The sequence below is a fragment of the Atopobium sp. oral taxon 810 str. F0209 genome (assembly GCF_000466405.1).
Classification (GTDB): Bacteria; Actinomycetota; Coriobacteriia; order Coriobacteriales; family Atopobiaceae; genus Olegusella.
The window spans coordinates 115,889-134,305 of record NZ_KE952949.1 but is presented as its reverse complement, the minus strand read 5'-3'; the positions used below and the strand labels follow the sequence as shown (position 1 = coordinate 134,305).

The following is an 18,417-nucleotide window of genomic DNA, read 5'->3' as shown; positions in this document are numbered from 1 at the left end:
CGAGAAATTCACCGCGAGAAGGCATGAAAGGCGCGGCACCTGTTTCTAGCCTTGCAGGATTCCCTCTACATTGGCGAGAACGATGCGCGTTCCGAAGTATTTCACAGCGTTATCAGTGTGGTCGACAACGATAACCGTCTTGCCTTTGGCACGAAGCGCGTCTAGATACTCAGCTACTCGATAAATTTCCTCATTGCTCAACCCCTTGAATGGTTCATCGACACCGATGAACTTTGAGGCAGTGCCCATCGACTTGAGTAGCTTGATGCGGATATTCTCACCACCCGAAAGGGACTCTGACGACTGGCCGAGCACCAAGTGGCCGAGCATCAGGTCTGAAGCTGCACCCAGGGTCTCGGATATGCGTTTGTCCTTGTCGCGGAAGAACTCTGCTGCCTCATCGATGGTCATTCTCCAGATATCTGACATCGTCTTTCCGTCGAGTGCGTATTTGACGAGCCTCTTGTGGAAGCCTGTGCCACCGCACTCACCACATTCGATGCGAGACCTTGACGTGCCATCACCATAATCGAGATATCCCGCTCCCGAGCAGACAGGACAGGCCCCGTCGCAGCCGAGTTGGTTCGTGAAGTACTTCCTGTCCTTCTTGTACTTAGCAGCAAAGAGCTCGGTTATGCGTATAAAGATATCAAGCAACGTTGCAACATGGGAGTATTTGTTGCCCGTTAAGGGCCTTTGGTTGACGTAGAGGTAGTGGTCGAAATGCTGCGGAAGGTACTCGCGCAGCAGTGTCGATTTTCCGACGCCCGAGGGACCCGACACGAGGTTGAGTGCGTTTTCTCCAATCGAGACATCGATGCCTGTGAAATTGTAGACGCTATTGTGAGATACCAGCTGGATCATACGCTTTGGCTTGACGACCGTAAGGCTGAGGGGCTTTCTCTGGCGCTCAAGAAATGCTTCAACGTCTATGAGCTTTCCGCCATTCCTCCCGCCACCCTCGCCGAGGGCGATGATGTTCTGGGCATGGTTGACGAATATCTCGCTGTGGTCCACAACTACAATCGTGTGCTTGGAGGCGAGGTTCACGATGTTGTCGAATACCGAGTCTCGCTCTTCGCCCGATAGACCTGCAAGCGGTTCGTCGAGCACGACGAGCATGTCGGACAGCTGTGCGTTGAAGAGCTGCACCATCCTTAGGCGTTGTAACTCGCCACCCGACAGCGTTGGGATTGAGCGGTTCAAACTCAGGTGTCCCAGATTAAGCTCCACCGCTTTTGAGAGAAAAGCGTGGATGCGCTTGATGGCGAATGCCGCGCCTGAGGAACTGCCATCGTCCTTGATTCTTTCTACATGGGCCATGAGGGTCTCAAACGGCATGGTCATGAATTCGCCTATGGACAAACCTGCGACCTTGTAGTCATTGAAGAGGGGTGCATACCTTTTACCGTGGCAACTGTCGCATGTGACGTCGCTGTAGAAGCGTTTCGCGGGAGTGAAACCGACCATCATCGGTGTGCTGGTCATGATTCCGTAGAACTTTGTGGTCCTGCGTGAGAACGAGCCGGTTTTCTTGTACCGGATGGAGAACTTGCCTGCGCTTTCTCCATACAGGAACTCATGACGTTCGCTCTCCGACAAATCCCTAAAGGTCTTGCTCGGGTCTATCCCTCGTTCAACACAGTACTCCTTGATGATCTGACAGTAGAAGTCTTTGTATCTGTTCCAGCATTTGACCGGGTTTTTCGCTAGGGGCACGTCGTAATCGATGACGCGATTGGGATCAAGCGTGGAAATGTAACCAAGGCCATGGCACTCTTCGCAGAGATTTCCTTCCTTGTTGAGAGTGAAGAAGTTTTCCTGCAATCCCAGACGTGTTGCGTACACGAGAGCGACGCTTCGATTAATGCCGAAATAGGTGCCTATGGTGGAACGCATGTTGTTGTTGAAGTTCGATTGCCGAATTGGTACCGAGGCGATCATGTTCGAATAGCCGTCCACACGGTATGTGGGCTCTGCTACGTTGTCTGCAAACATCGAGGCGTATTCGTGCTGACCAATCTGCGCAATGGTTTCGTAAGCGAGTGAAGACTTGCCGCTGCCCGATGGGCCGATGATAAGATTGATTGCATGTTTCTTGATGGAGACGTCGATGCTCTTCAGGTTATTGGTCTTTACGCCCCATATGTCGATGTGGTCGCTCATTGAGCTGCCCGGTTCTTGAGGATGATGCGGTAGAGGTCGGCGATGAAGAACTCAAGCGTCTTCTTCGCGTGCACGCAGAACCGCTCGTCGATTGAGTGGATGGTATTCTCTGGCTTCAGGTTTCGTGCATTGATCGGACAGCCACCTCCGCAAATGCCGAGTGCTTGGCAATCGTAGCATTCTTCGTGGTTGAGAGGAGTCAGCTGTGACCACTCTAGAAAGTTAGGATCTTGGATGGCAATGAAGTCGTCGTCATCAATCGTTGCGACAAAATACTCCTTGTCGAAGAGGCAGCCGTGGCATATACCGACCCTACCGTTAGGGGCGATGACGATTTGCCCGCCAGCGGTTGCTGCACAGTCGGAGAAGTAGACTTGCGCCTTCGAGAACGACTTGAGTTTGCGCATGATGCGGTCTTCGTATATGCCGCGCTTTCTGAGTTCGACGAATTCATCGATGATGAATTGGGCTGCGGCCTCGTTGTAGCTCTGGGGAAGCGTGAACTTCTCATCCGACATCATGATGTTGAAGCCGAGCCCCTTGATGTTGTACTCGTCGATGAGCCTCAGAACATCTTGTTCGTTCTTCAAGGTCTCTTCGCTGATGGTTACCGAGAGCGACACATCGACTCCGAGCTTCTTGCAAAGATCGAGCTTCTCGAGAATTCGGGGGAACACTTTGTTGCCTGCTCGATCGACACGCATCTGGTTTGCCTCGACGGTGAACCCGTCAATAGAAATTGCGATGCCGACACCCAGTTCTTGGAGACGGAGAATGCGATCCTCTGTGAGCAGAAGCCCGTTGGAGACCATCGACATCTCCATGTTCTTGATGCAGGGAACGCTCTCGCGAAGTGAGTTGACCCTCTCTGCAACATGCTCAAGCACTTCGAAGTTGATAAGCGGCTCGCCACCATAGAAGATGAGCACCGGCTCGTTCGTCTCGGTGTCGAGTCCGGAAGCTTTGATCTGCCGGATGAAGAAGTCGAGAGCCTTATCGGCGGTTTCCTCGGACATGTTCTCCAAGAGGAAGTTCTTACGTTTTACTTCGTCGTTGTTGCCGAGGAAGCAGTACTTGCAAGCCAGGTTGCACTGCTCGCTGAGGATCATGTAGCAAACGTTCGTGGCGGGTGCGGGTATCTTCGAGCGAACGAATTGGAGCACTCGATCGTCCTCATCCGCGGCACGAACGAGAATCTTGTATTTAGCGAGCTCGCTCACCTCAGCGCTGATATCTTGCGGAGAATCCTCGATGCTGCCGTTCTGAGCGTTTTGCAGCCACGTGCAAAGAGTCTCGTACGTCTCTTTAGTGAGGTAGACGGGTTTCATCCTCAGCGAATGGTACAGCGCAACATCTTTGCCGAAATCGAAGACGTGCGTGAAGCGAGACATGGCAACCATCTGGAATTCCTCCTGCAGGACTAATGAACCAAACCGGGGCAACCGGTGAATCTATTCGACAAAACGAGAAGCCCGTCCTGCTTGGCAGCAAGACGGGCCACGTTACTTCTTACTTGTGGAGTCGCTTGACTACCACTCAATCTCATCCTGCTCGGGGAAAGCGCGGCAGGAGCAAGCACACGTGCAGGAATTGCATGCGACGCAAGCGCAACGTGCCATCACAACGGGGTCCGACTCGATAGCTCCAAAGAGCTCCTGGTAATCGCTAAAGCTTGCACTCATGTTACAGCTCCTCCCACTCGAAGTCAGAAATAAGACCGCCGGAGCAAGAGCAGCGGCAGTTACACATGCAGCCAGTGCACTGGCTGACGCACTTCACCGAAGTAATCAAGGCCTTTGCATCAATGCTCCCGAGCATCTCAGCATAGGCGTCTGAGCTGACCTGAATCATGTCAATCACCCCTAGGCGTGGCACCGATACCTCGCACCCTTGTGCTTGCACAAGATTTTACGCCCCTGGTGAGACCCGGTCAATATACGCAAGATACGAGGTATACGTTGATGGTTTTGATGTTTGCGTTATCGCAGGTAGATGCTTCAAAGAGCGAGTTCTTAACAGCAATGATTAATTATTGGAAACCGACAAATTATTCACAAAACCCCTGATAAACACGGTTATTTGCTGAATTTCTATGTTGTGTATAAGTTGTATGCAAGCTTGACACGTGATAAACGGTGGAAAACTTGCCGGTAAACAGTATCTCACTGCCCATCTTGCTTCACTTTGCGACGCCCACCTAGGCTACTTGGAGTAGCAATCGAGGCGGGTTTCTTCATGTCTGCCTCACGACGTTGGAAGGCGGATGACATGGAGGTTGAGAGCCATGGCGAAGAAACGCAGGTCGAGCAGCCGGAAGGCAAAAAAGACAAGGCGGCGCAACACAAAGCGGACGAGGAAGTGCTGACGGGCACCGATGACGGTGCTGAGGACTTCAAGGCACTTCTCGCCAAGCAGGACGCACGCATCAAGGAGCTAGAAGGTCAGGTGGCCGAGGCCTGCCCAGACCAAGGAGAACGCTGACAAGCTGACCGCCGAAATCGAGCAGGTGAAGGCGCAGGCAGCAGACGAGCGCGTGGAGTTCCAGCTGAAGCTCGCTGGCGTGCGCAACGTGAAGGCTGCCAAGGCGCTCCTGGGCGATCACGACGGCGACATTGCTGCTCTAAAGAAGGCGGAGCCGTGGCTCTTCACTAACGCGAAGTCCGCGGCAACAACCGGCACGACTGGCCTGGAACCCGCAGGCGTCGCCAAGGACAAGGACGCGACCATGAAGCGCTGGCGCAGGCTCGCCGGCCTCGACGAATCCGATGACGAATAAGGGGGCTGACCATGCCTAACAGCATCGAGTACATCAAGAACTACACGACCATCCTGGACGCCGTCTACAAGAAGGCGGCGTGCTCGACCGTGCTCAACAGCGGACGTCGCATGATGCGCGCCGGTCGCAACGCGAAAGAGATTATGATCCCGAAGATCTCCGTCACGGGCCTGGGCGACTACACCCGCAACGTTGGCTACAAGGACGGCGCAATCACGTACGAGTTCGAGACCAAGACCTTCAACTACGACCGCGGCGTGCGCCTGCTTGCAGACGTCATGGACGTGGAAGAGGCGGGAATTCTGGACTGCTTCGTCGAGGCGGGCAGCGAGCTACAGCGCACGCAGGTGGCTCCCGAGGGCGACGCGTTCACCTTCGCGGCCATCGCCTCACACACGGGCGTGACGCCTGTGGAAGAGGACCTGAGTGCGGCAACAGCCGAGGACATCCTGGGCAACCTGCGCGACGTGACAAACACAATGGACGAGGCCGAAGTCTCCACGGGGTCGCGCATTCTGTTCATCACACCTACTCTGAAGGGCACGCTCGATGACTTCTCATTGGCGAACCCGAACCGTAGCAACGCCGTGCTCTCGCGCTTCAGCCGCATCGTGGAGGTGCCCCAGAGCCGCTTCTACACGAATATCACACTGAACAGCGGCGATACGAACTTCGGCTACGCGAAGAACGCGACCACGGGCAAGGACATCAACTACATGGTGGTTGAGAAGTCGGCCGTGATCAAGTTCGACAAGCACGTGGCGAGCCGCGTGTTCAGTCCCGACGAGCTGGAGAGTCTTGACTCCTACATGATGAAGTATCGCAAGTACGGAATCGTCGAGCTCTTTGACCAGAAGCTCGCAGGCATCTACGTGTCCAAGGCGACCTCGTAGGCTCGCCATGAGCGCCGCCTCGGTGACATACGAGTTCTACCGTGACACGTACGGCGGGGAGCTTCCGGTGGAGTCCTTCTCTTCCGTGCTTCCCGCTGTGTTGCGCGTACTCGTACAGATCACGGGAGGTGCTTCCATCGACGCAGACGGTGATGATGAAGCCTATGCGGCTTACAACAGGGCGCTGTGCGCGGCGTGCGACGCCTTCGCTGAGTTCGGCGAGGAACAAGGTCGGCGGGTTCTCCATAGGCGACTTCAGGGTGTCTCAGTACGTGAGCGACCGCGTAGGCACCGGCATCGAGCAGGCTACTGCTGCCGCCGTGGCCGAGCTCTACGGGACGGGGCTCTCCTTCACGGGAGTGCGCTGATGATTGCCCTGAAGCCGATACCCAGACGAGCGTTGCCGGACACGATGGTCGTGCGCACGCAGAATGCGGACGGGACGTTCTCCGAGGGCATGGTTGTGCGAAACGTGCGGTTCTCCAGGACGCAGAGTGTGGTGGATGACGCGCGCAGATCGGCCGATGCTGGGGCTGGCAAAGTCTACGTCGATGCAGTGAATAGCGCTGACGCTTTCGAGGTGCCTGCTGGGTCGTGTGTCGAAATCGATGGCGCTTCGCTTATCGTGGTCGCTTGCAAGCGGTGCGAGGGGTTCGGTGGCCGCGTGCATCATTGGGAGCTGACGGTGCGATGAGCGACGAATCGGTTGTTGCGGCATATGACGCAGCTGGCGGCTCTGTGGCAACGCAGGTTGCAAACCTGCTGGTAGATGCCGAATTCACAAACGTTTTCACACAATCTTTGAGCGCGGCGGTGTGTCCGGAGCCGATTGTCGTTCTTGTTGGAAGCTACGACAGGGATTCCGAGCAGGTCGGCGCGGAACGTGGTGAGCGCGTGCTGGACGTGATCGTATGCCGAGAGGTCAACGCCGTGGCAGAGGCTGTCTCACTTGCGTGTGAGCAGGCGCTACGAACGGCTGAGTGGGACACGCGTGCTGGGGCTTACCTCAATAGAATCACCGGCATCGACACCGACGCGCCCGAGTTTCGCGGGCGTGACGGCTCTGGGCGATACCTCTGGGACTTCAAGGTCTACGTAACGATTGCGAGGCCATCATGAGCACAAAGAGATCTCGTGGGAAGACTCAAGAACACCTTGTGGCAGCGAAGGATGCGATTGCCGACAAGGACGACGCTGAAAACCAGAAGAAGGCTGAGGTGGGCTTCAAGTCTCTCGACGAGCTGTCGCTTGAGACGCAGCGACGGTCCATCGCATACGGGAGAGCGAGGGGGCTGTTGTGAGCTCCATCACCTACAACGGGCACGACTTCTCGCCGTACACGACGTGCGAGGTTATCGAGGGGCCGCATGCAGTCGTACCGACTTCACAGGTTATTCCCGGCAGGGCTGGTGCGCTACTGCTGGTTGGCAGGATCGCGCCGAGGACGATTCGCGTGAGGCTTTTCCTGGACTCGCACGCAGCACTTGATATGGCGGGTCTCTCGAATCTGAGGCATCTGCTGTACTCGGGGCTCACTGCGAGGGGTCAGGCAGCAGCACCGCGTCTGGCGCGGGGTCGCATGCTGAGGGTTGCGGTACGTCAGCGCAGTCGGACTACCAGCACGTCTCGGGCAAGTACAACGTGTCGGACTCGGCGGGCACCTACGCGGAGATCATAGGCAACGGGACCGCCTCCACCGCGCGATCCAACGCGCGGACGCTCGACTGGGAAGGCAACGAGTGGGTCGCCGGGACGATGACCGCCGATGGCGGTTTGGTGTTTGGGTCCAGCACGGTAAAGACGCTCGGGTCGGGGCTGGCGGTCGATGCAGACGGGGTGCTCTCGGTCGACCTCTCCGGCATCATGGACCTGAGCGGGATGGAGTTCTAGCTATGACTGCCGAGAAGATCGAAAAGAAGGTGCTCTACGACATCGCCGACGCCATTCGAACCCAGAACGGGACACAGACGCGCTACAAGCCCGCCGACATGCCCGCAGCCATAGCCGCCTTGGATGGCACCAACGCTGGTAGCCCTCTGACCGTTGGATACACGGGCACTGATACCGGCGTGCTGGGCTCTGGGCACTTCACGCGCATCGGCGCCGCCATACGCGGGCAGAACGGGTCCGCGACGGTATACAAGCCTGGGGACATGGCAGCTGCCATTCTTGCCTTGAGCTGGGATACCGGCCTGAAGCCTCGTACTGTCCTTCTTTCCGACGGCACGCTTGAGTTCAACTACCTCGACGGACGCCAGAACACCATCGGCGGCACGCCCGTGAATGCGTACGAGGTAGATCCTACTGGATATGCCTCTGCGAGCGCGAGGCCGTGGGACGGCGTGAGGCTCGATCTGACGCGCGTTGTCATCGACTCTTCATTTGCAAGCGTGGGTGTCACCAATATCGACTACTGGTTCAACGGCATGCAGTCCATCACGGAGGTCGTTGGCTTTCAATACCTGCAGGGAGCGACGAGCGCCAAGCAATGCTTCGTTTCCTGCACACAGCTTGAGACGATCTGGGCGACGGAGTTCGACGCGTCAACCATCACGAGCTCTTACCTGATGTTCTACAGCTGCAACAAGTTGGTGGGAGGCACGGGCACTGGGTGTCCCTACAGCGGGAGCGCGACCTACTGTAAGCTCGATGACGGCGGGCTTCTTACCAATCCCGCAGCTGACCAGCGCACGTGGATCTACGGGTATCTTTACTCCGATGGCGAACTCGTCGTTCAGGCTTCCGCCAGCGCTGACTCCGCACGTTCGCTGCTTGCCGGCGGACGTCTCTGCGCCAATGCGGTCTACCAGTCCGCAGGCGCGATGCCCTAGTATGACAACAGGTCTAGCATGAGGACGGTGACGTTCGCCGAGGACATGGCCGATGTGGCCTCTCTGAACATGTGCTACTGGTTCTACAGCATGAGCGCGATCACCTCGGTGTCCGGCCTTGGCGATCTGCGCAACGTCTCGAAGATGCGCTACATGTTCGCATCGTGCACGGGGCTCACATCGCTTGACTTCAGGGGCTTCGACCCGTCGCACCTGACTGACCTGTTCTACTGCTTCTCGGACTCAAGGAACATCACGACGATCTACGCAGACGCCACCTGGGCGTTGCCTTCGAGCGGCATCTCGGGCTCGCAGTGCTTCTACAGCTGCAATGCGCTTGTCGGTGGAAACGGGACGGCGTGGTCGAGCTCTAACACGAGCTATGTTTACATGAGAATTGATGCCACTGGGACAGCTGGATATCTCACCGCTGTGAGCTAATGATGGTGCGGTCCGAGGGTAGTAAAATAAGAAGTTAACGTAGTTCCCCACGCTACCACGGAGGACGCCATGGGCAAATATGTCACCAATAAGAAGGACATGAACTTCCCCAGCGTTGACTCGCTTCAGCAGGTTGTCAACGTTGTAAACGACGCAAACGCAGCACTCAACGATAAGAGCCGGATGATTCGAGAGAGCGCCATCCCGGAGGTTGTCGGAGGTGCCGTCGGCGCCGTCGGTGGCGGAGCAATCTCGTTCGCCGCACTCTACGGCGCAGGAACGGTGGGTCTGTCCGCCGCCGGGATCACGTCAGGCCTTGCGACAGCTGGGACACTTGTTGGCGGCGGGATGGTTGCGGGCGTCTTTGTGCTCGCCGCTCCCGTGGCCGTGTTGGCGGCAGTCGGGGTTGGCGTTGCCAGTCATCTGAAGAACAAGCAGCTACGACAGGAGAAAGAGCGCCTCTACAAAGCCGCACTCGAGAAGCACGAAGCAATCATCAGGGCACTCAAGAACGAGGCGAACGCGAGCAAGGAGCGTATCGAGTATCTGCAGGGGCTGAACATCCTGCTCCAGCAGGCGATAAAGGATCTCGCAAGCGACCTTGGCAAGTCGGCGACATGAGCAGATACCAGTACAACGAGCTCGAGAGACAGGCAAACAAGGTTCTGAAGCACCAGGCTCGAGAACTGGATGGTATTTCTTTCCCAGATCTCCATTCTGTCGACGAAAGCATAGCCAGCTCCGAGGAGCTACTCAGAAAGCTTGGCATCGACCCTGGTTCCGCGAAGCCCGCACAGTCGATTTCGCCGCGAACGCAGAAGACCCTCGTCGTGCCTTCGTGGGAAGAGCTATGCGCGGAGTCTGATCGAGAGATAGAGGGGGAAGTAGCTCTCGAGGATCTGTTCACTCCGGAAGAACTCGCCAGCAATGAGCTCGCCGTGCGCATGCTCAACGACGAGTACAACACCCTGCATAGGCTCGACCGCTACGACGTGGCCATCAGCGCCGTCGCCGGTCTTATATCCGCCTTGGTGGACATCCTTCTCGTTGGCGTACCTCACAGGACCACTACGGGACTTAGGTCAGCGCCGCTCTCGGACTACGTGAGGGACTACTTCGACAAGCGCTTTCCCGAAGCCGACATGCAGCAGCTCGCAAACTCCAAGGTCAGCAAAGTACCTTTTGACGCGCAGGATAACCGCAATACCACCATCCGCGTCGAAGGGCTCTCGGCATACTACCACCGGCTGCTTTCGCTCGGGCATGATCCGATTCTTGGCTTTGTCTTCGGGGTTGCTGACATAATGAACGGGACGATGACTACCGTGGACAAGACTGGCAAAGTCGTTGTCCAGGTTATGGCGAACTACGCAGACAGGACCGAAGCGGACATCTTCGCCGCCATCGCCAAGCAGATCATCCACTTCAAGTCTGACATAACGACTTCCATGGGGTTGCCAGCCCCGCTGATGGGTCTTTTCAACCTGCTGCAATTTGGCAGCATCGGCGAAGCGGAGCAGACTGTTGCGGAAATCGTTCAAGGTATGTACTACGAAGGCTACGACTTCATCCACTTCTGTGCGCAATCGATACCTGTGATGATCACGGAAGTGGTTGTACGGCTCGGCTATGCATTCAAGCGCATCAAAGAGGGGCATAAGGTCAGGGACTCGATACCGTTTTCGCTTGACAGGACAAAGCATCCAAAGCTTGCCACCATGCTCTTCATTGGGCACACGGCAGCGACTGCCGTCAACGCAGGCAAGGTCTACTTCTCCAAGAACCCGATGGACATCAACTATCCGCAATGGCTAGCCTTTGCAAAGTATTCCTATTCTCAGGCCAAGTGGGTGATCTTCAAGAAACCTGCGGCTCGCGATGCGTACGTGAGAGGGAAGACCGACGAGGAGCTGGCCTTGGTCTACGACGAGGTTGACAAGACGTTTCTCGATGTGACTGAAGGCTACGTGCTTGTCTTTGACTGACGGCTTCCGGCTGAGCCAAAGAAATGGGCGGCATGCCCTTCAACTGATGACATACCGCCCAACACTCGTTGCTTAGGCCAATAGCTCCCTATACAGCGGGTCGCCGTCTCCGACGAGCACATCCCACCACCACTCGGGCGTCTCGGTGCCAGAGCTGCAGAGCGCGTCGAGCAGCTTTGCACGGAGCTCGGGCGGATAGGTCTCGAAGTCGGCGCGCATGGCATCCAGGATGGCGGCGCTTGTGCTGATCATGTCGTCGCAGATTTGGCTCTTCTCCTCAAGCGTGTAACTCTCGGGCGAGCTGAGACAGATGTCGGCTCGGAAATATGCCATGTCCTCGGCTTGGCAGAGGTCGTTCCAGTTTTCGTTCATCATCGTCTTACCTCCGTATCGGTTATTTCGCTACTGCATAAAACATGGTCCTAGCTGCATAAAACCCGTCTCCCACATGCCCCCAGATTGGGGGACATTCGGGGGACTTTCGCGAAAAAACCAGTGTCATATGGTGTCACTGGGTGGTACTGGTGTCATCGCAAAACGCCTGTTCAAAGCACTGTTTTCAATTTCTGACAGTTGCTGTCATGACCCCTTCAGACACTCTCAAGGCGGAGATCACCAATTCGAATCTGGTACGGGCTACCATGTTCAAGGTCAGAACTTCGGTTCTGGCCTTTTTTGTTACTCTCATGCAGCATCCCGACGCCGTACGCATAAATCATTTGCAACTGTCGATAGCCAGACTTTCTTTGAGCCTATACTCCCCTAATCTGGGCAAGCAAAGCCTCGCGCTCATTGGGGATTTCATCATTAATAACAGCAGCCAGTAAGGTATCCAACACAAGACCCACTGCTGGTCCTGGCTCAAGCTGCATCTCTGCTATGACATCCGCCCCACTGATTGCCAGCTGTCGTACGGTCAGTGCAGGTACTGACGCAACTTCTCGACGCAGGGCACGCGCAATAACATCCAACTCTATGGCATAGTTCGCCACTCGAGGTACCTTGGCCACCGCATCGGAACGTTTAAGATCAATCAACTGCCAAGTCAGCGCCACCGCACGACCTGGACAAGCAAGTTCAAACTTGCGCAACGTACGTCTGATAGAACGCGTAGTAGGCACAACCACATGGTCATGCATACGCACCAACATGCGCGTAGGGTTGACCAACTCACTAGGCAACGCCATGCGACGCATAATGCTTTCTGCCATCGCAGCACCAACCTTGGGATGCCCAAAGAAATGTCCACGTCCCGTGTCATCTTTGCTAAAAGTCGCTGGCTTGGCAATATCGTGAAGCAAAGCTGCCCAGCGTAGCTCCGGGGCAACCACTCCCCCTTCAAACTCCTCTACCGCGCGACACACGCGCGCCGTGTGTTCTAGCACATCAAAGGCATGGTAGGGGCTGCATTGGTCAAAGCCCACCATCGCTGCAAGCTCAGGAATTGCCTGCACCATAACATCGGTCTGATGCATCAATGCCCAGTCAACATGACCTGACTCCACGATGCCACGCATTTCTTGTCCAATGCGCTCTTGGGCAACATTTGCCAACTGAGGTGCACAAGCAACCAAGGCAGCGTGCGTTTCTTCTTCCACCTCAAAGCCAAAACGACAAGCAAAACGCACCGCGCGCAACACGCGCAGGGCATCCTCTTCAAAGCGCTCTTTCGCCGCCCCGACCGCGCATATCAAACCTCGCTCAAGATCTGCTTGCCCACCATAGGGGTCAAGCAGACCACGAACAGGGTGATATGCCATTGCATTAATCGTAAAATCGCGCCGCCCTAGGTCATCGCAAACATCGCGGACAAAGCATACTTCATCGGGATGTCGATGATCGCTGTAACTACCCTCAACACGATAGGTTGTAACCTCAATAGGCATAAAATCGCAAACAGTTGTAATAGTGCCGTGCGCCGTGCCCGTCTCGTGCACTGCCATTCCCGCAGCTAAAAGTACCCGTTTTGACTCCTGCCAGCTAGCTGAAGTAGTTACATCAACATCATGGCTTGTCCTTGCCAACAAGGCATCGCGCACCCAGCCACCAACTGCCCACGCCTCAAAACCTGCAGATTCTAGCGCCTCAATTACACGCAGAGCAGGTCTCGGGAGCTTAAGAGAGATGTCTGATGTCGCGAGAGGCATTCAACTTCCTTCCTCAGCAAAAGTGCGGGTTGCTGGCGCGTAAAAAAGTCGCTGCATTTTCGGTAGAACCAGTATACCGCCGACTCGTTGTTAGTGCCTGGTGCTATTCTCATTGAGGATGTACTCACAACAGCTGTTATTGACTATTGGAGGTCATATGGCAAGTGAAAACGAAAGTTTACGCGCCATTGGCGCAGATGCCCTAAGCGAAGCGCGAAAGGATTTCGCTGCTGACCGCGCGGCTCAGATTGCAAAAAATGCTACCAGCTCTATGGGTCTGCGTGAGGCTGCTCGCATACCCGAGGGCATTGCAGCAAACGCACTCGGCTTTGATATTGAAGTCAAGCAGGGCGAACGTTGCGACCAAATGCATTCTGGTCGTTGCTGGATGTTTGCCAGCCTCAATACCATGCGCTTCCGCACCATCAAAAAATACAACCTCAAGACCTTTGAGCTTTCTCAGGCATATCCCCTGTTCTTCGACAAATTGGAGAAGTCCAACTGGTTTTTATCCAATATTCTCGATACGCTCGATGAGTCTTTGGATGGCCGCCTCGTGTCCTACCTGCTCACTGACCCTATCGGCGATGGCAGCCAGTGGGATATGTTCCGTGCACTAGTAGAAAAATATGGTGTTGTCCCCAAGGAGGCCATGCCCGAGACTGCCTGCTCCAAAAATACCCGCGATATGGACGGCTATCTAACTCGCTACCTGCGCAGCTGCGCCAAGCGACTGCGTGAGACTGCCGCTGCCGGAGCAAGCACAGATGACCTTGAAGCAATGCGCGCCGAGATGATTTCTGAGGTTTGGCATTTGCTTGCTATTTGCTTGGGCACGCCTCCTGAGAGCTTTGAGTCCCGTGTTCGCGACAAAGACGACCAGCTGGTCGAGGCTATCTCTGGTCATTTCACCCCACAGGAGTTCTTTAAGGCGGCTGTAGGCATGGAGGTTTCCGACTATGTCTCGCTGATTTCCGCTCCTACTGCCGATAAGCCCTTTGGTCACACCTTCACCGTGTCACGTCTAGGCAACGTTATCGAAGCGGGCGGCGTACGCTATCTCAACCTCCCTATCGATCGCCTCAAGGAACTCGCTATTGCTCAGATGCGCGACGATCTACCTGTATGGTTTGGCTGCGATGTTAACCAGTCCTATCTGCGCAATGAGGGCATCATGGATACCGCTGCTCTCGATATTGACGGGCTGCTTGGCATGACGGTAGAAGGCGGTCTTACCAAGGCAGAACGTCTGGATTACGGCGAGTCCCTGATGACTCACGCTATGGTGCTTGAGGGCGTTCGTCTGGATACTAACGGTAAACCCCAGTCTTGGAAGGTTGAAAATAGCTGGGGCAAAGATCATGGCCGCGATGGCTTTGATACCCTATCTGACGACTGGTTTAACGAGTACGTCTTCCAGATTGTTGTGGACAAGAAGTACCTCAGCGATGAGGAACGTACCATCTATGAGACCGAAGAAGCAACCGTACTTGCACCTTGGGATCCCATGGGTTCGCTGGCGCTTTGCCACTAACAATTAGCTCTGCCTTGAGGTACTGCTTGTCAAAAAGATAAGCAGCGCCTCCGCTTTTACATGAAATATTTATCTCAAGGAGGAGTTCAAAATGACTCAATCCGCAATCGACCCCAGCTGGTCTGATGAGCGTCGCGAGGAGTTTTTGGCCAATCGCGGCAACCGCGTCGCTCGCAATGCTGTTACTTCTGACAACATTATGAAAGCCGCGCGTAATGCCTCTACCCTACGCACCTATCACGACACATTCTCGGTCAGTCGCCCAAAAACAGGCGAGGTTACCAACCAACGCCACTCTGGTCGCTGCTGGATGTTTTCCTCATTTAACGTGCTGCGTGCCGCCACGATGAAGCTCCTAGATGTTGATACGTTTGAGTTTTCGCAAGCATTTGGCATGTTCTACGACAAGCTAGAGAAGTCCAACAGCATGCTTGAAAATGTCATTTCTCTGATAGATAAGCCCATTGATGACCGCGCGCTCTGCTTTGTACTTGAGGAGGGCGTGGGTGATGGTGGCTACTACCCCTACGCAATGAATCTCGTGAGCAAGTGGGGCATTGTTCCCAAGGATGCAATGCCCGAGTCTGCCTGCTCTAAGGATTCCACCCAAATGAATACTCAGCTCGAGCGCCTGCTGCATCGCGATGCGAGCATTCTGCGTGCGATGCATGCCGAGGGTGCTGACGAGGCAACATTACGCACCGAAAAGGAGAAAATGCTTGAGGAAGTATGGCGCCTTCTTGCGGTGTGTCTGGGTGAGCCACCTGTGCGCTTTGACTTTGTTCAGTCTGTAGGAAAGAATGCCAAGGTAGACGAAACAAAGGTATACGAGCAGACCGGCGATGACCGCAAGGATGACTCAAAAGCTGCAGACGATGCTGATAGCAAAAATAAAGACGATGACAAGCCTCGCCGCGTTCTACGCGACCGTGGTATCACTCCGCGCGAGTTTGCCGAGCGCTATGTACCAGTAGACCCTCAGGACTATGTAGAACTTGTTTCAATTCCAGGCGAGACTCGTCCCTTTGGCACTGCTTGGCATATTCGCTACATGGATAGTGTCGAAGGTGCAAAGCAACTTCGCATGCTCAACGTCGATCAGCACACGCTTGAGCAGGCAGCCATTGCTTCACTTAAGGCAGGCGTGCCTTGCGAGATGGCTTGTGATGTCATGCAGGAATTCCCTCGTGGCATTGAGGACTTCCCTGGAATTTTGGCGCTAGATACCATGGATTACGACGCGCTCTTTGATGTGGATTTATCGATGGAGCGCGCTGACATGTACGACATGCGCGAGAGTTCTCTGACCCACGCTATGACCTTCCAGGGTGTTGAGCTAGATGAGCAGGGCGAACCCGTGGCTTGGCGTGTTGAAAATAGTTGGGGTAAGGATGCTTGTAAGGACGGATACTTGGTAGTTTCTGCTGATTGGTTCCGTTTGTATGGTGGTGAGGTATCTGTACGTCGAGAGTTTGTCGACGCCGAAACTCTGCGTCAGTGGGACGAAACACCTGCTACGGATGTAGATCCTTGGTCGGCTATCGCTGCTGCGGTTGCTCCAAAGGCCTAAAAGCTACAGCCCTAAAAGCAAACTATACAAGTCAGAAAACCCGCAGGTCAGAACATGTGGCCTGCGGGTTTTTTGCTTATCTCTATAGGATAAAAAATGCGCCTAATTGAGAGGCACTAATACAAGTCAACACCTCTTGATACTCACCTACAGTACTTTCTCCATCGCAACAACCGTCCCCCTGTCAATCTCTACCTCTTCTCCTGTCTCAATAAAACCGCATTTATACCAAAACGATTTGCTTTGCATATTATTCTTCATATATCCCAATCTTGCTTTAGAATATCCCATCTCTAAAAACTTATTCAGTGCATAAGCGATTATTCTGCTTCCAATACCTCGCCCTGAAAAGACTTTGTTCATCATGAAGAAGCCAATAAAAATCGTCTCTTTTTGCGGATAGCCGACAATAATATCCATTACTGCAACTAATGAAACGTGATCAAAATATCCAACATAGTATTTATCTTCATATCTCATATTGGGAGGAAGAACCCTCATATCATCAAGAATGCTATCAACTGAGGGGGCAGGAGGGGCAAATTCAAAATATAAGGGGTTTCCCTTTTCAAGCTCTAAAACTTTATAAACATCTTTATTATCTAACTGTCGTACCGTATATATATCGGACAGTGACTCAACTTCCAACATCTATGTCCCCGCCTACTTTAATTAACTAATTTTAGAAATTGAATCATATTGGCACTCTATCGTTCGGCATCTGAAGGCTAAAACTCGGCAAAGCGAGACTCGCCAACACTACAAAGCTCATCCCCTGCTGCAAGCTCACGCATTGCTTCGATAAATGCTATCTCATCTCCCGCACGAAATACGCAATTGAGCTGCACATCTTCCATAAAAATGCTGTCGCGAATTTTGCCACCATTATCTTGAACAAGACGTTCTACTCGTCCGTAAACCGCATAGGGAATAACACAGGTCACAGGGGTTACCAGTGTCATCTCGACAATCGCATCTTCCTCGCGCGCCCGCTGAACCACTTGATTAGTTGCCCCAGAATAAGCACGCATCAAACCGCCCGGCCCCAGCAACGTACCACCAAAATAGCGAGTTACCACACAGCACGCATCTACCAAACCTGCACCACGCAGTACCTCTAGCACTGGCATGCCACCCGTACCTCGCGGCTCTCCATCATCCGAACAACGCTCCCTACCATCGGATAATATCCACGCGGGTACATGGTGGCGCGCATCGTGATGACGTGCGCGGATCTGCTCAACAAACTCGTCAGCAGCACGTTCGTTGTCCACATGAACGAGCTGAGCAATAAAACGACTCCGCTTATCAATGAGTTCGGAATTGAGTTCTCGCCCAGAAGGCAAAGTCAAATATGATGACCGTGACATAGGCGACATTTATGCCTCGGCTCGAGTGATATGTATAATCGTCTGCCCAACCTCAACATCATGCGCTTCAATGGTATCTACCTGCGCAAAATCATAAGAATTGGTGACAACAGTAATAATGGTATCTGCAAAACCCGCTGCCTTAACTTTATTGCGATCAAAACGCATCAGTGCCTCACCTGCAATGACATGCTGCCCTTGAGAGACAAAAGACTCAAAGCCATCGCCTCGTAGGGTCACTGTATCCACACCAATATGAAGCAGAACCTCTACCCCATCATCGCTTTCAAGTCCGAGCGCATGTAAGGTGGGAGTTGTTGCAGTCACCGTACCTGTAACTGGTGCATACAGCACATCACCCACAGGTTCAATGCCATAAGACGCTCCCATAACTCCACTCGCAAAAACTGGATCGGGCAGGTCTGCCATCAATACACCCTTACCCGAACAAGGTGCCACAACAGTATTTGGAGCAAGCTGCAACGCAATCGTCTCGGGCTTTTCTGCCGCATTTGTCTTACGAAATTTATCCAAGAGGCTCATCTTCCCAGTCCCTTTCATACACAATCGCTGATCGGTGCACATCGGCACTTACTCATCATAACTTATAGAGGCCGGGACCAAAAATTTCAGAACTCAGGACACAACTGCTTTGTAACGTCTCTTAATCATCTCGCGCATTTGTATGCTCTAGCTGCAGGTGA

Annotated in this window: 22 protein-coding genes; 13 read left to right on the top strand and 9 right to left on the bottom strand. The window is 54.2% G+C overall.

From position 1 onward, the window contains the following. Positions 1-45: 45 nt before the first annotated feature. From HMPREF9069_RS04835 to HMPREF9069_RS04825, 4 genes are all read right to left on the bottom strand, one after another. Entirely contained in the window at positions 46-2,166 is a 2,121-nt protein-coding gene (locus HMPREF9069_RS04835) for an excinuclease ABC subunit UvrA (protein WP_021626051.1), read from the bottom strand. Beyond that, on the bottom strand, positions 2,163-3,566 hold the full coding sequence (locus HMPREF9069_RS04830; protein ID WP_021626050.1) for a FibroRumin system radical SAM peptide maturase: 1,404 nt from the start codon (positions 3,564-3,566) through the stop codon (positions 2,163-2,165). Before HMPREF9069_RS04830 ends, HMPREF9069_RS04835 begins: the two co-directional genes overlap by 4 nt. A gap of 129 nt (positions 3,567-3,695) precedes the next feature. Further along, positions 3,696-3,848, bottom strand: a complete 153-nt coding sequence (locus tag HMPREF9069_RS09020; protein WP_021626049.1) for a FibroRumin family radical SAM-modified Cys-rich RiPP — start codon at positions 3,846-3,848, stop codon at positions 3,696-3,698. A 1-nt stretch (position 3,849) separates the two neighbouring features. Beyond that, positions 3,850-4,017, bottom strand: coding sequence for a FibroRumin family radical SAM-modified Cys-rich RiPP (locus HMPREF9069_RS04825; RefSeq protein WP_084170329.1), 168 nt, complete (start codon positions 4,015-4,017; stop codon positions 3,850-3,852). A gap of 384 nt (positions 4,018-4,401) precedes the next feature. Here HMPREF9069_RS04825 and HMPREF9069_RS08870 point away from each other — a divergent pair, with 384 nt between their 5' ends. The 11 genes from HMPREF9069_RS08870 (at position 4,402) to HMPREF9069_RS04775 (ending at position 11,092) form a co-directional block, all read left to right on the top strand. Beyond that, positions 4,402-4,647: a hypothetical protein gene (locus tag HMPREF9069_RS08870; protein ID WP_021626047.1), complete on the top strand. Its 246-nt coding sequence runs from the start codon at positions 4,402-4,404 to the stop codon at positions 4,645-4,647. 25 nt (positions 4,648-4,672) lie between these two features. Beyond that, positions 4,673-4,942: a hypothetical protein gene (locus tag HMPREF9069_RS08865; RefSeq protein WP_021626046.1), complete on the top strand. Its 270-nt coding sequence runs from the start codon at positions 4,673-4,675 to the stop codon at positions 4,940-4,942. A gap of 11 nt (positions 4,943-4,953) precedes the next feature. Beyond that, positions 4,954-5,835, top strand: coding sequence for a hypothetical protein (locus tag HMPREF9069_RS04815; protein ID WP_021626045.1), 882 nt, complete (start codon positions 4,954-4,956; stop codon positions 5,833-5,835). Positions 5,836-5,842: 7 nt separating this feature from the next. Next, positions 5,843-6,529 (top strand): putative minor capsid protein, encoded by a 687-nt coding sequence (locus HMPREF9069_RS09760; RefSeq protein ID WP_021626044.1) that lies wholly within the window; start codon positions 5,843-5,845, stop codon positions 6,527-6,529. Then, positions 6,526-6,954, top strand: a complete 429-nt coding sequence (locus HMPREF9069_RS04800; RefSeq protein ID WP_021626043.1) for a hypothetical protein — start codon at positions 6,526-6,528, stop codon at positions 6,952-6,954. Before HMPREF9069_RS09760 ends, HMPREF9069_RS04800 begins: the two co-directional genes overlap by 4 nt. Next, positions 6,951-7,136 carry a hypothetical protein gene (locus HMPREF9069_RS04795; RefSeq protein WP_021626042.1) on the top strand — a complete coding sequence of 62 codons (186 nt, stop codon included), beginning with the start codon at positions 6,951-6,953 and terminating at the stop codon, positions 7,134-7,136. The genes HMPREF9069_RS04800 and HMPREF9069_RS04795 overlap by 4 nt, the downstream gene beginning before the upstream one ends. Positions 7,137-7,476: 340 nt before the next feature. Then, positions 7,477-7,725 (top strand): hypothetical protein, encoded by a 249-nt coding sequence (locus HMPREF9069_RS04790; protein ID WP_021626041.1) that lies wholly within the window; start codon positions 7,477-7,479, stop codon positions 7,723-7,725. A 2-nt stretch (positions 7,726-7,727) separates the two neighbouring features. Then, the gene (locus HMPREF9069_RS04785) at positions 7,728-8,666 is read left to right on the top strand and encodes a hypothetical protein (RefSeq protein ID WP_021626040.1); all 939 of its coding nucleotides are present in this window, start codon (positions 7,728-7,730) and stop codon (positions 8,664-8,666) included. A gap of 18 nt (positions 8,667-8,684) precedes the next feature. Next, entirely contained in the window at positions 8,685-9,107 is a 423-nt protein-coding gene (locus tag HMPREF9069_RS09390) for a leucine-rich repeat domain-containing protein (protein ID WP_021626039.1), read from the top strand. 69 nt (positions 9,108-9,176) lie between these two features. Continuing rightward, entirely contained in the window at positions 9,177-9,728 is a 552-nt protein-coding gene (locus HMPREF9069_RS04780) for a hypothetical protein (RefSeq protein ID WP_021626038.1), read from the top strand. After that, on the top strand, positions 9,725-11,092 hold the full coding sequence (locus HMPREF9069_RS04775) for a hypothetical protein (protein WP_021626037.1): 1,368 nt from the start codon (positions 9,725-9,727) through the stop codon (positions 11,090-11,092). Before HMPREF9069_RS04780 ends, HMPREF9069_RS04775 begins: the two co-directional genes overlap by 4 nt. Positions 11,093-11,164: 72 nt before the next feature. Here the strand turns inward: HMPREF9069_RS04775 and HMPREF9069_RS04770 are convergent, their stop codons facing one another. After that, complete coding sequence (locus HMPREF9069_RS04770; RefSeq protein ID WP_021626036.1) at positions 11,165-11,467, bottom strand: hypothetical protein; 303 nt, start codon at positions 11,465-11,467, stop codon at positions 11,165-11,167. A gap of 377 nt (positions 11,468-11,844) precedes the next feature. Continuing rightward, complete coding sequence (locus HMPREF9069_RS04765; protein WP_021626035.1) at positions 11,845-13,239, bottom strand: CCA tRNA nucleotidyltransferase; 1,395 nt, start codon at positions 13,237-13,239, stop codon at positions 11,845-11,847. A 157-nt stretch (positions 13,240-13,396) separates the two neighbouring features. Here HMPREF9069_RS04765 and HMPREF9069_RS04760 point away from each other — a divergent pair, with 157 nt between their 5' ends. Next, positions 13,397-14,773 carry a C1 family peptidase gene (locus tag HMPREF9069_RS04760; RefSeq protein ID WP_035438490.1) on the top strand — a complete coding sequence of 459 codons (1,377 nt, stop codon included), beginning with the start codon at positions 13,397-13,399 and terminating at the stop codon, positions 14,771-14,773. A gap of 91 nt (positions 14,774-14,864) precedes the next feature. Further along, positions 14,865-16,343 (top strand): C1 family peptidase, encoded by a 1,479-nt coding sequence (locus tag HMPREF9069_RS04755; RefSeq protein ID WP_021626033.1) that lies wholly within the window; start codon positions 14,865-14,867, stop codon positions 16,341-16,343. Positions 16,344-16,490: 147 nt separating this feature from the next. On the opposite strand, the gene HMPREF9069_RS04750 is transcribed toward HMPREF9069_RS04755, so the two are convergent. The 3 genes from HMPREF9069_RS04750 to HMPREF9069_RS04740 form a co-directional block, all read right to left on the bottom strand. Continuing rightward, entirely contained in the window at positions 16,491-16,994 is a 504-nt protein-coding gene (locus HMPREF9069_RS04750; RefSeq protein ID WP_021626032.1) for a GNAT family N-acetyltransferase, read from the bottom strand. 77 nt (positions 16,995-17,071) lie between these two features. After that, positions 17,072-17,713, bottom strand: a complete 642-nt coding sequence (locus HMPREF9069_RS04745) for an IMPACT family protein (protein WP_035438582.1) — start codon at positions 17,711-17,713, stop codon at positions 17,072-17,074. A gap of 9 nt (positions 17,714-17,722) precedes the next feature. Continuing rightward, on the bottom strand, positions 17,723-18,256 hold the full coding sequence (locus tag HMPREF9069_RS04740; RefSeq protein ID WP_035438489.1) for a PTS sugar transporter subunit IIA: 534 nt from the start codon (positions 18,254-18,256) through the stop codon (positions 17,723-17,725). Positions 18,257-18,417: the final 161 nt, after the last annotated feature.

Coding starts and splice junctions, on each gene's coding strand:
- HMPREF9069_RS04835 (WP_021626051.1), bottom strand. CDS start 2,166: ATGAGCGACCACATCGACATATGGGGCGTAAAGACCAATAACCTGAAG.
- HMPREF9069_RS04830 (WP_021626050.1), bottom strand. CDS start 3,566: ATGGTTGCCATGTCTCGCTTCACGCACGTCTTCGATTTCGGCAAAGAT.
- HMPREF9069_RS09020 (WP_021626049.1), bottom strand. CDS start 3,848: ATGAGTGCAAGCTTTAGCGATTACCAGGAGCTCTTTGGAGCTATCGAG.
- HMPREF9069_RS04825 (WP_084170329.1), bottom strand. CDS start 4,017: ATGATTCAGGTCAGCTCAGACGCCTATGCTGAGATGCTCGGGAGCATT.
- HMPREF9069_RS08870 (WP_021626047.1), top strand. CDS start 4,402: ATGTCTGCCTCACGACGTTGGAAGGCGGATGACATGGAGGTTGAGAGC.
- HMPREF9069_RS04815 (WP_021626045.1), top strand. CDS start 4,954: ATGCCTAACAGCATCGAGTACATCAAGAACTACACGACCATCCTGGAC.
- HMPREF9069_RS09760 (WP_021626044.1), top strand. CDS start 5,843: ATGAGCGCCGCCTCGGTGACATACGAGTTCTACCGTGACACGTACGGC.
- HMPREF9069_RS04800 (WP_021626043.1), top strand. CDS start 6,526: ATGAGCGACGAATCGGTTGTTGCGGCATATGACGCAGCTGGCGGCTCT.
- HMPREF9069_RS04795 (WP_021626042.1), top strand. CDS start 6,951: ATGAGCACAAAGAGATCTCGTGGGAAGACTCAAGAACACCTTGTGGCA.
- HMPREF9069_RS04785 (WP_021626040.1), top strand. CDS start 7,728: ATGACTGCCGAGAAGATCGAAAAGAAGGTGCTCTACGACATCGCCGAC.
- HMPREF9069_RS09390 (WP_021626039.1), top strand. CDS start 8,685: ATGAGGACGGTGACGTTCGCCGAGGACATGGCCGATGTGGCCTCTCTG.
- HMPREF9069_RS04780 (WP_021626038.1), top strand. CDS start 9,177: ATGGGCAAATATGTCACCAATAAGAAGGACATGAACTTCCCCAGCGTT.
- HMPREF9069_RS04775 (WP_021626037.1), top strand. CDS start 9,725: ATGAGCAGATACCAGTACAACGAGCTCGAGAGACAGGCAAACAAGGTT.
- HMPREF9069_RS04770 (WP_021626036.1), bottom strand. CDS start 11,467: ATGATGAACGAAAACTGGAACGACCTCTGCCAAGCCGAGGACATGGCA.
- HMPREF9069_RS04765 (WP_021626035.1), bottom strand. CDS start 13,239: ATGCCTCTCGCGACATCAGACATCTCTCTTAAGCTCCCGAGACCTGCT.
- HMPREF9069_RS04760 (WP_035438490.1), top strand. CDS start 13,397: ATGGCAAGTGAAAACGAAAGTTTACGCGCCATTGGCGCAGATGCCCTA.
- HMPREF9069_RS04755 (WP_021626033.1), top strand. CDS start 14,865: ATGACTCAATCCGCAATCGACCCCAGCTGGTCTGATGAGCGTCGCGAG.
- HMPREF9069_RS04750 (WP_021626032.1), bottom strand. CDS start 16,994: ATGTTGGAAGTTGAGTCACTGTCCGATATATATACGGTACGACAGTTA.
- HMPREF9069_RS04745 (WP_035438582.1), bottom strand. CDS start 17,713: ATGTCACGGTCATCATATTTGACTTTGCCTTCTGGGCGAGAACTCAAT.
- HMPREF9069_RS04740 (WP_035438489.1), bottom strand. CDS start 18,256: ATGAGCCTCTTGGATAAATTTCGTAAGACAAATGCGGCAGAAAAGCCC.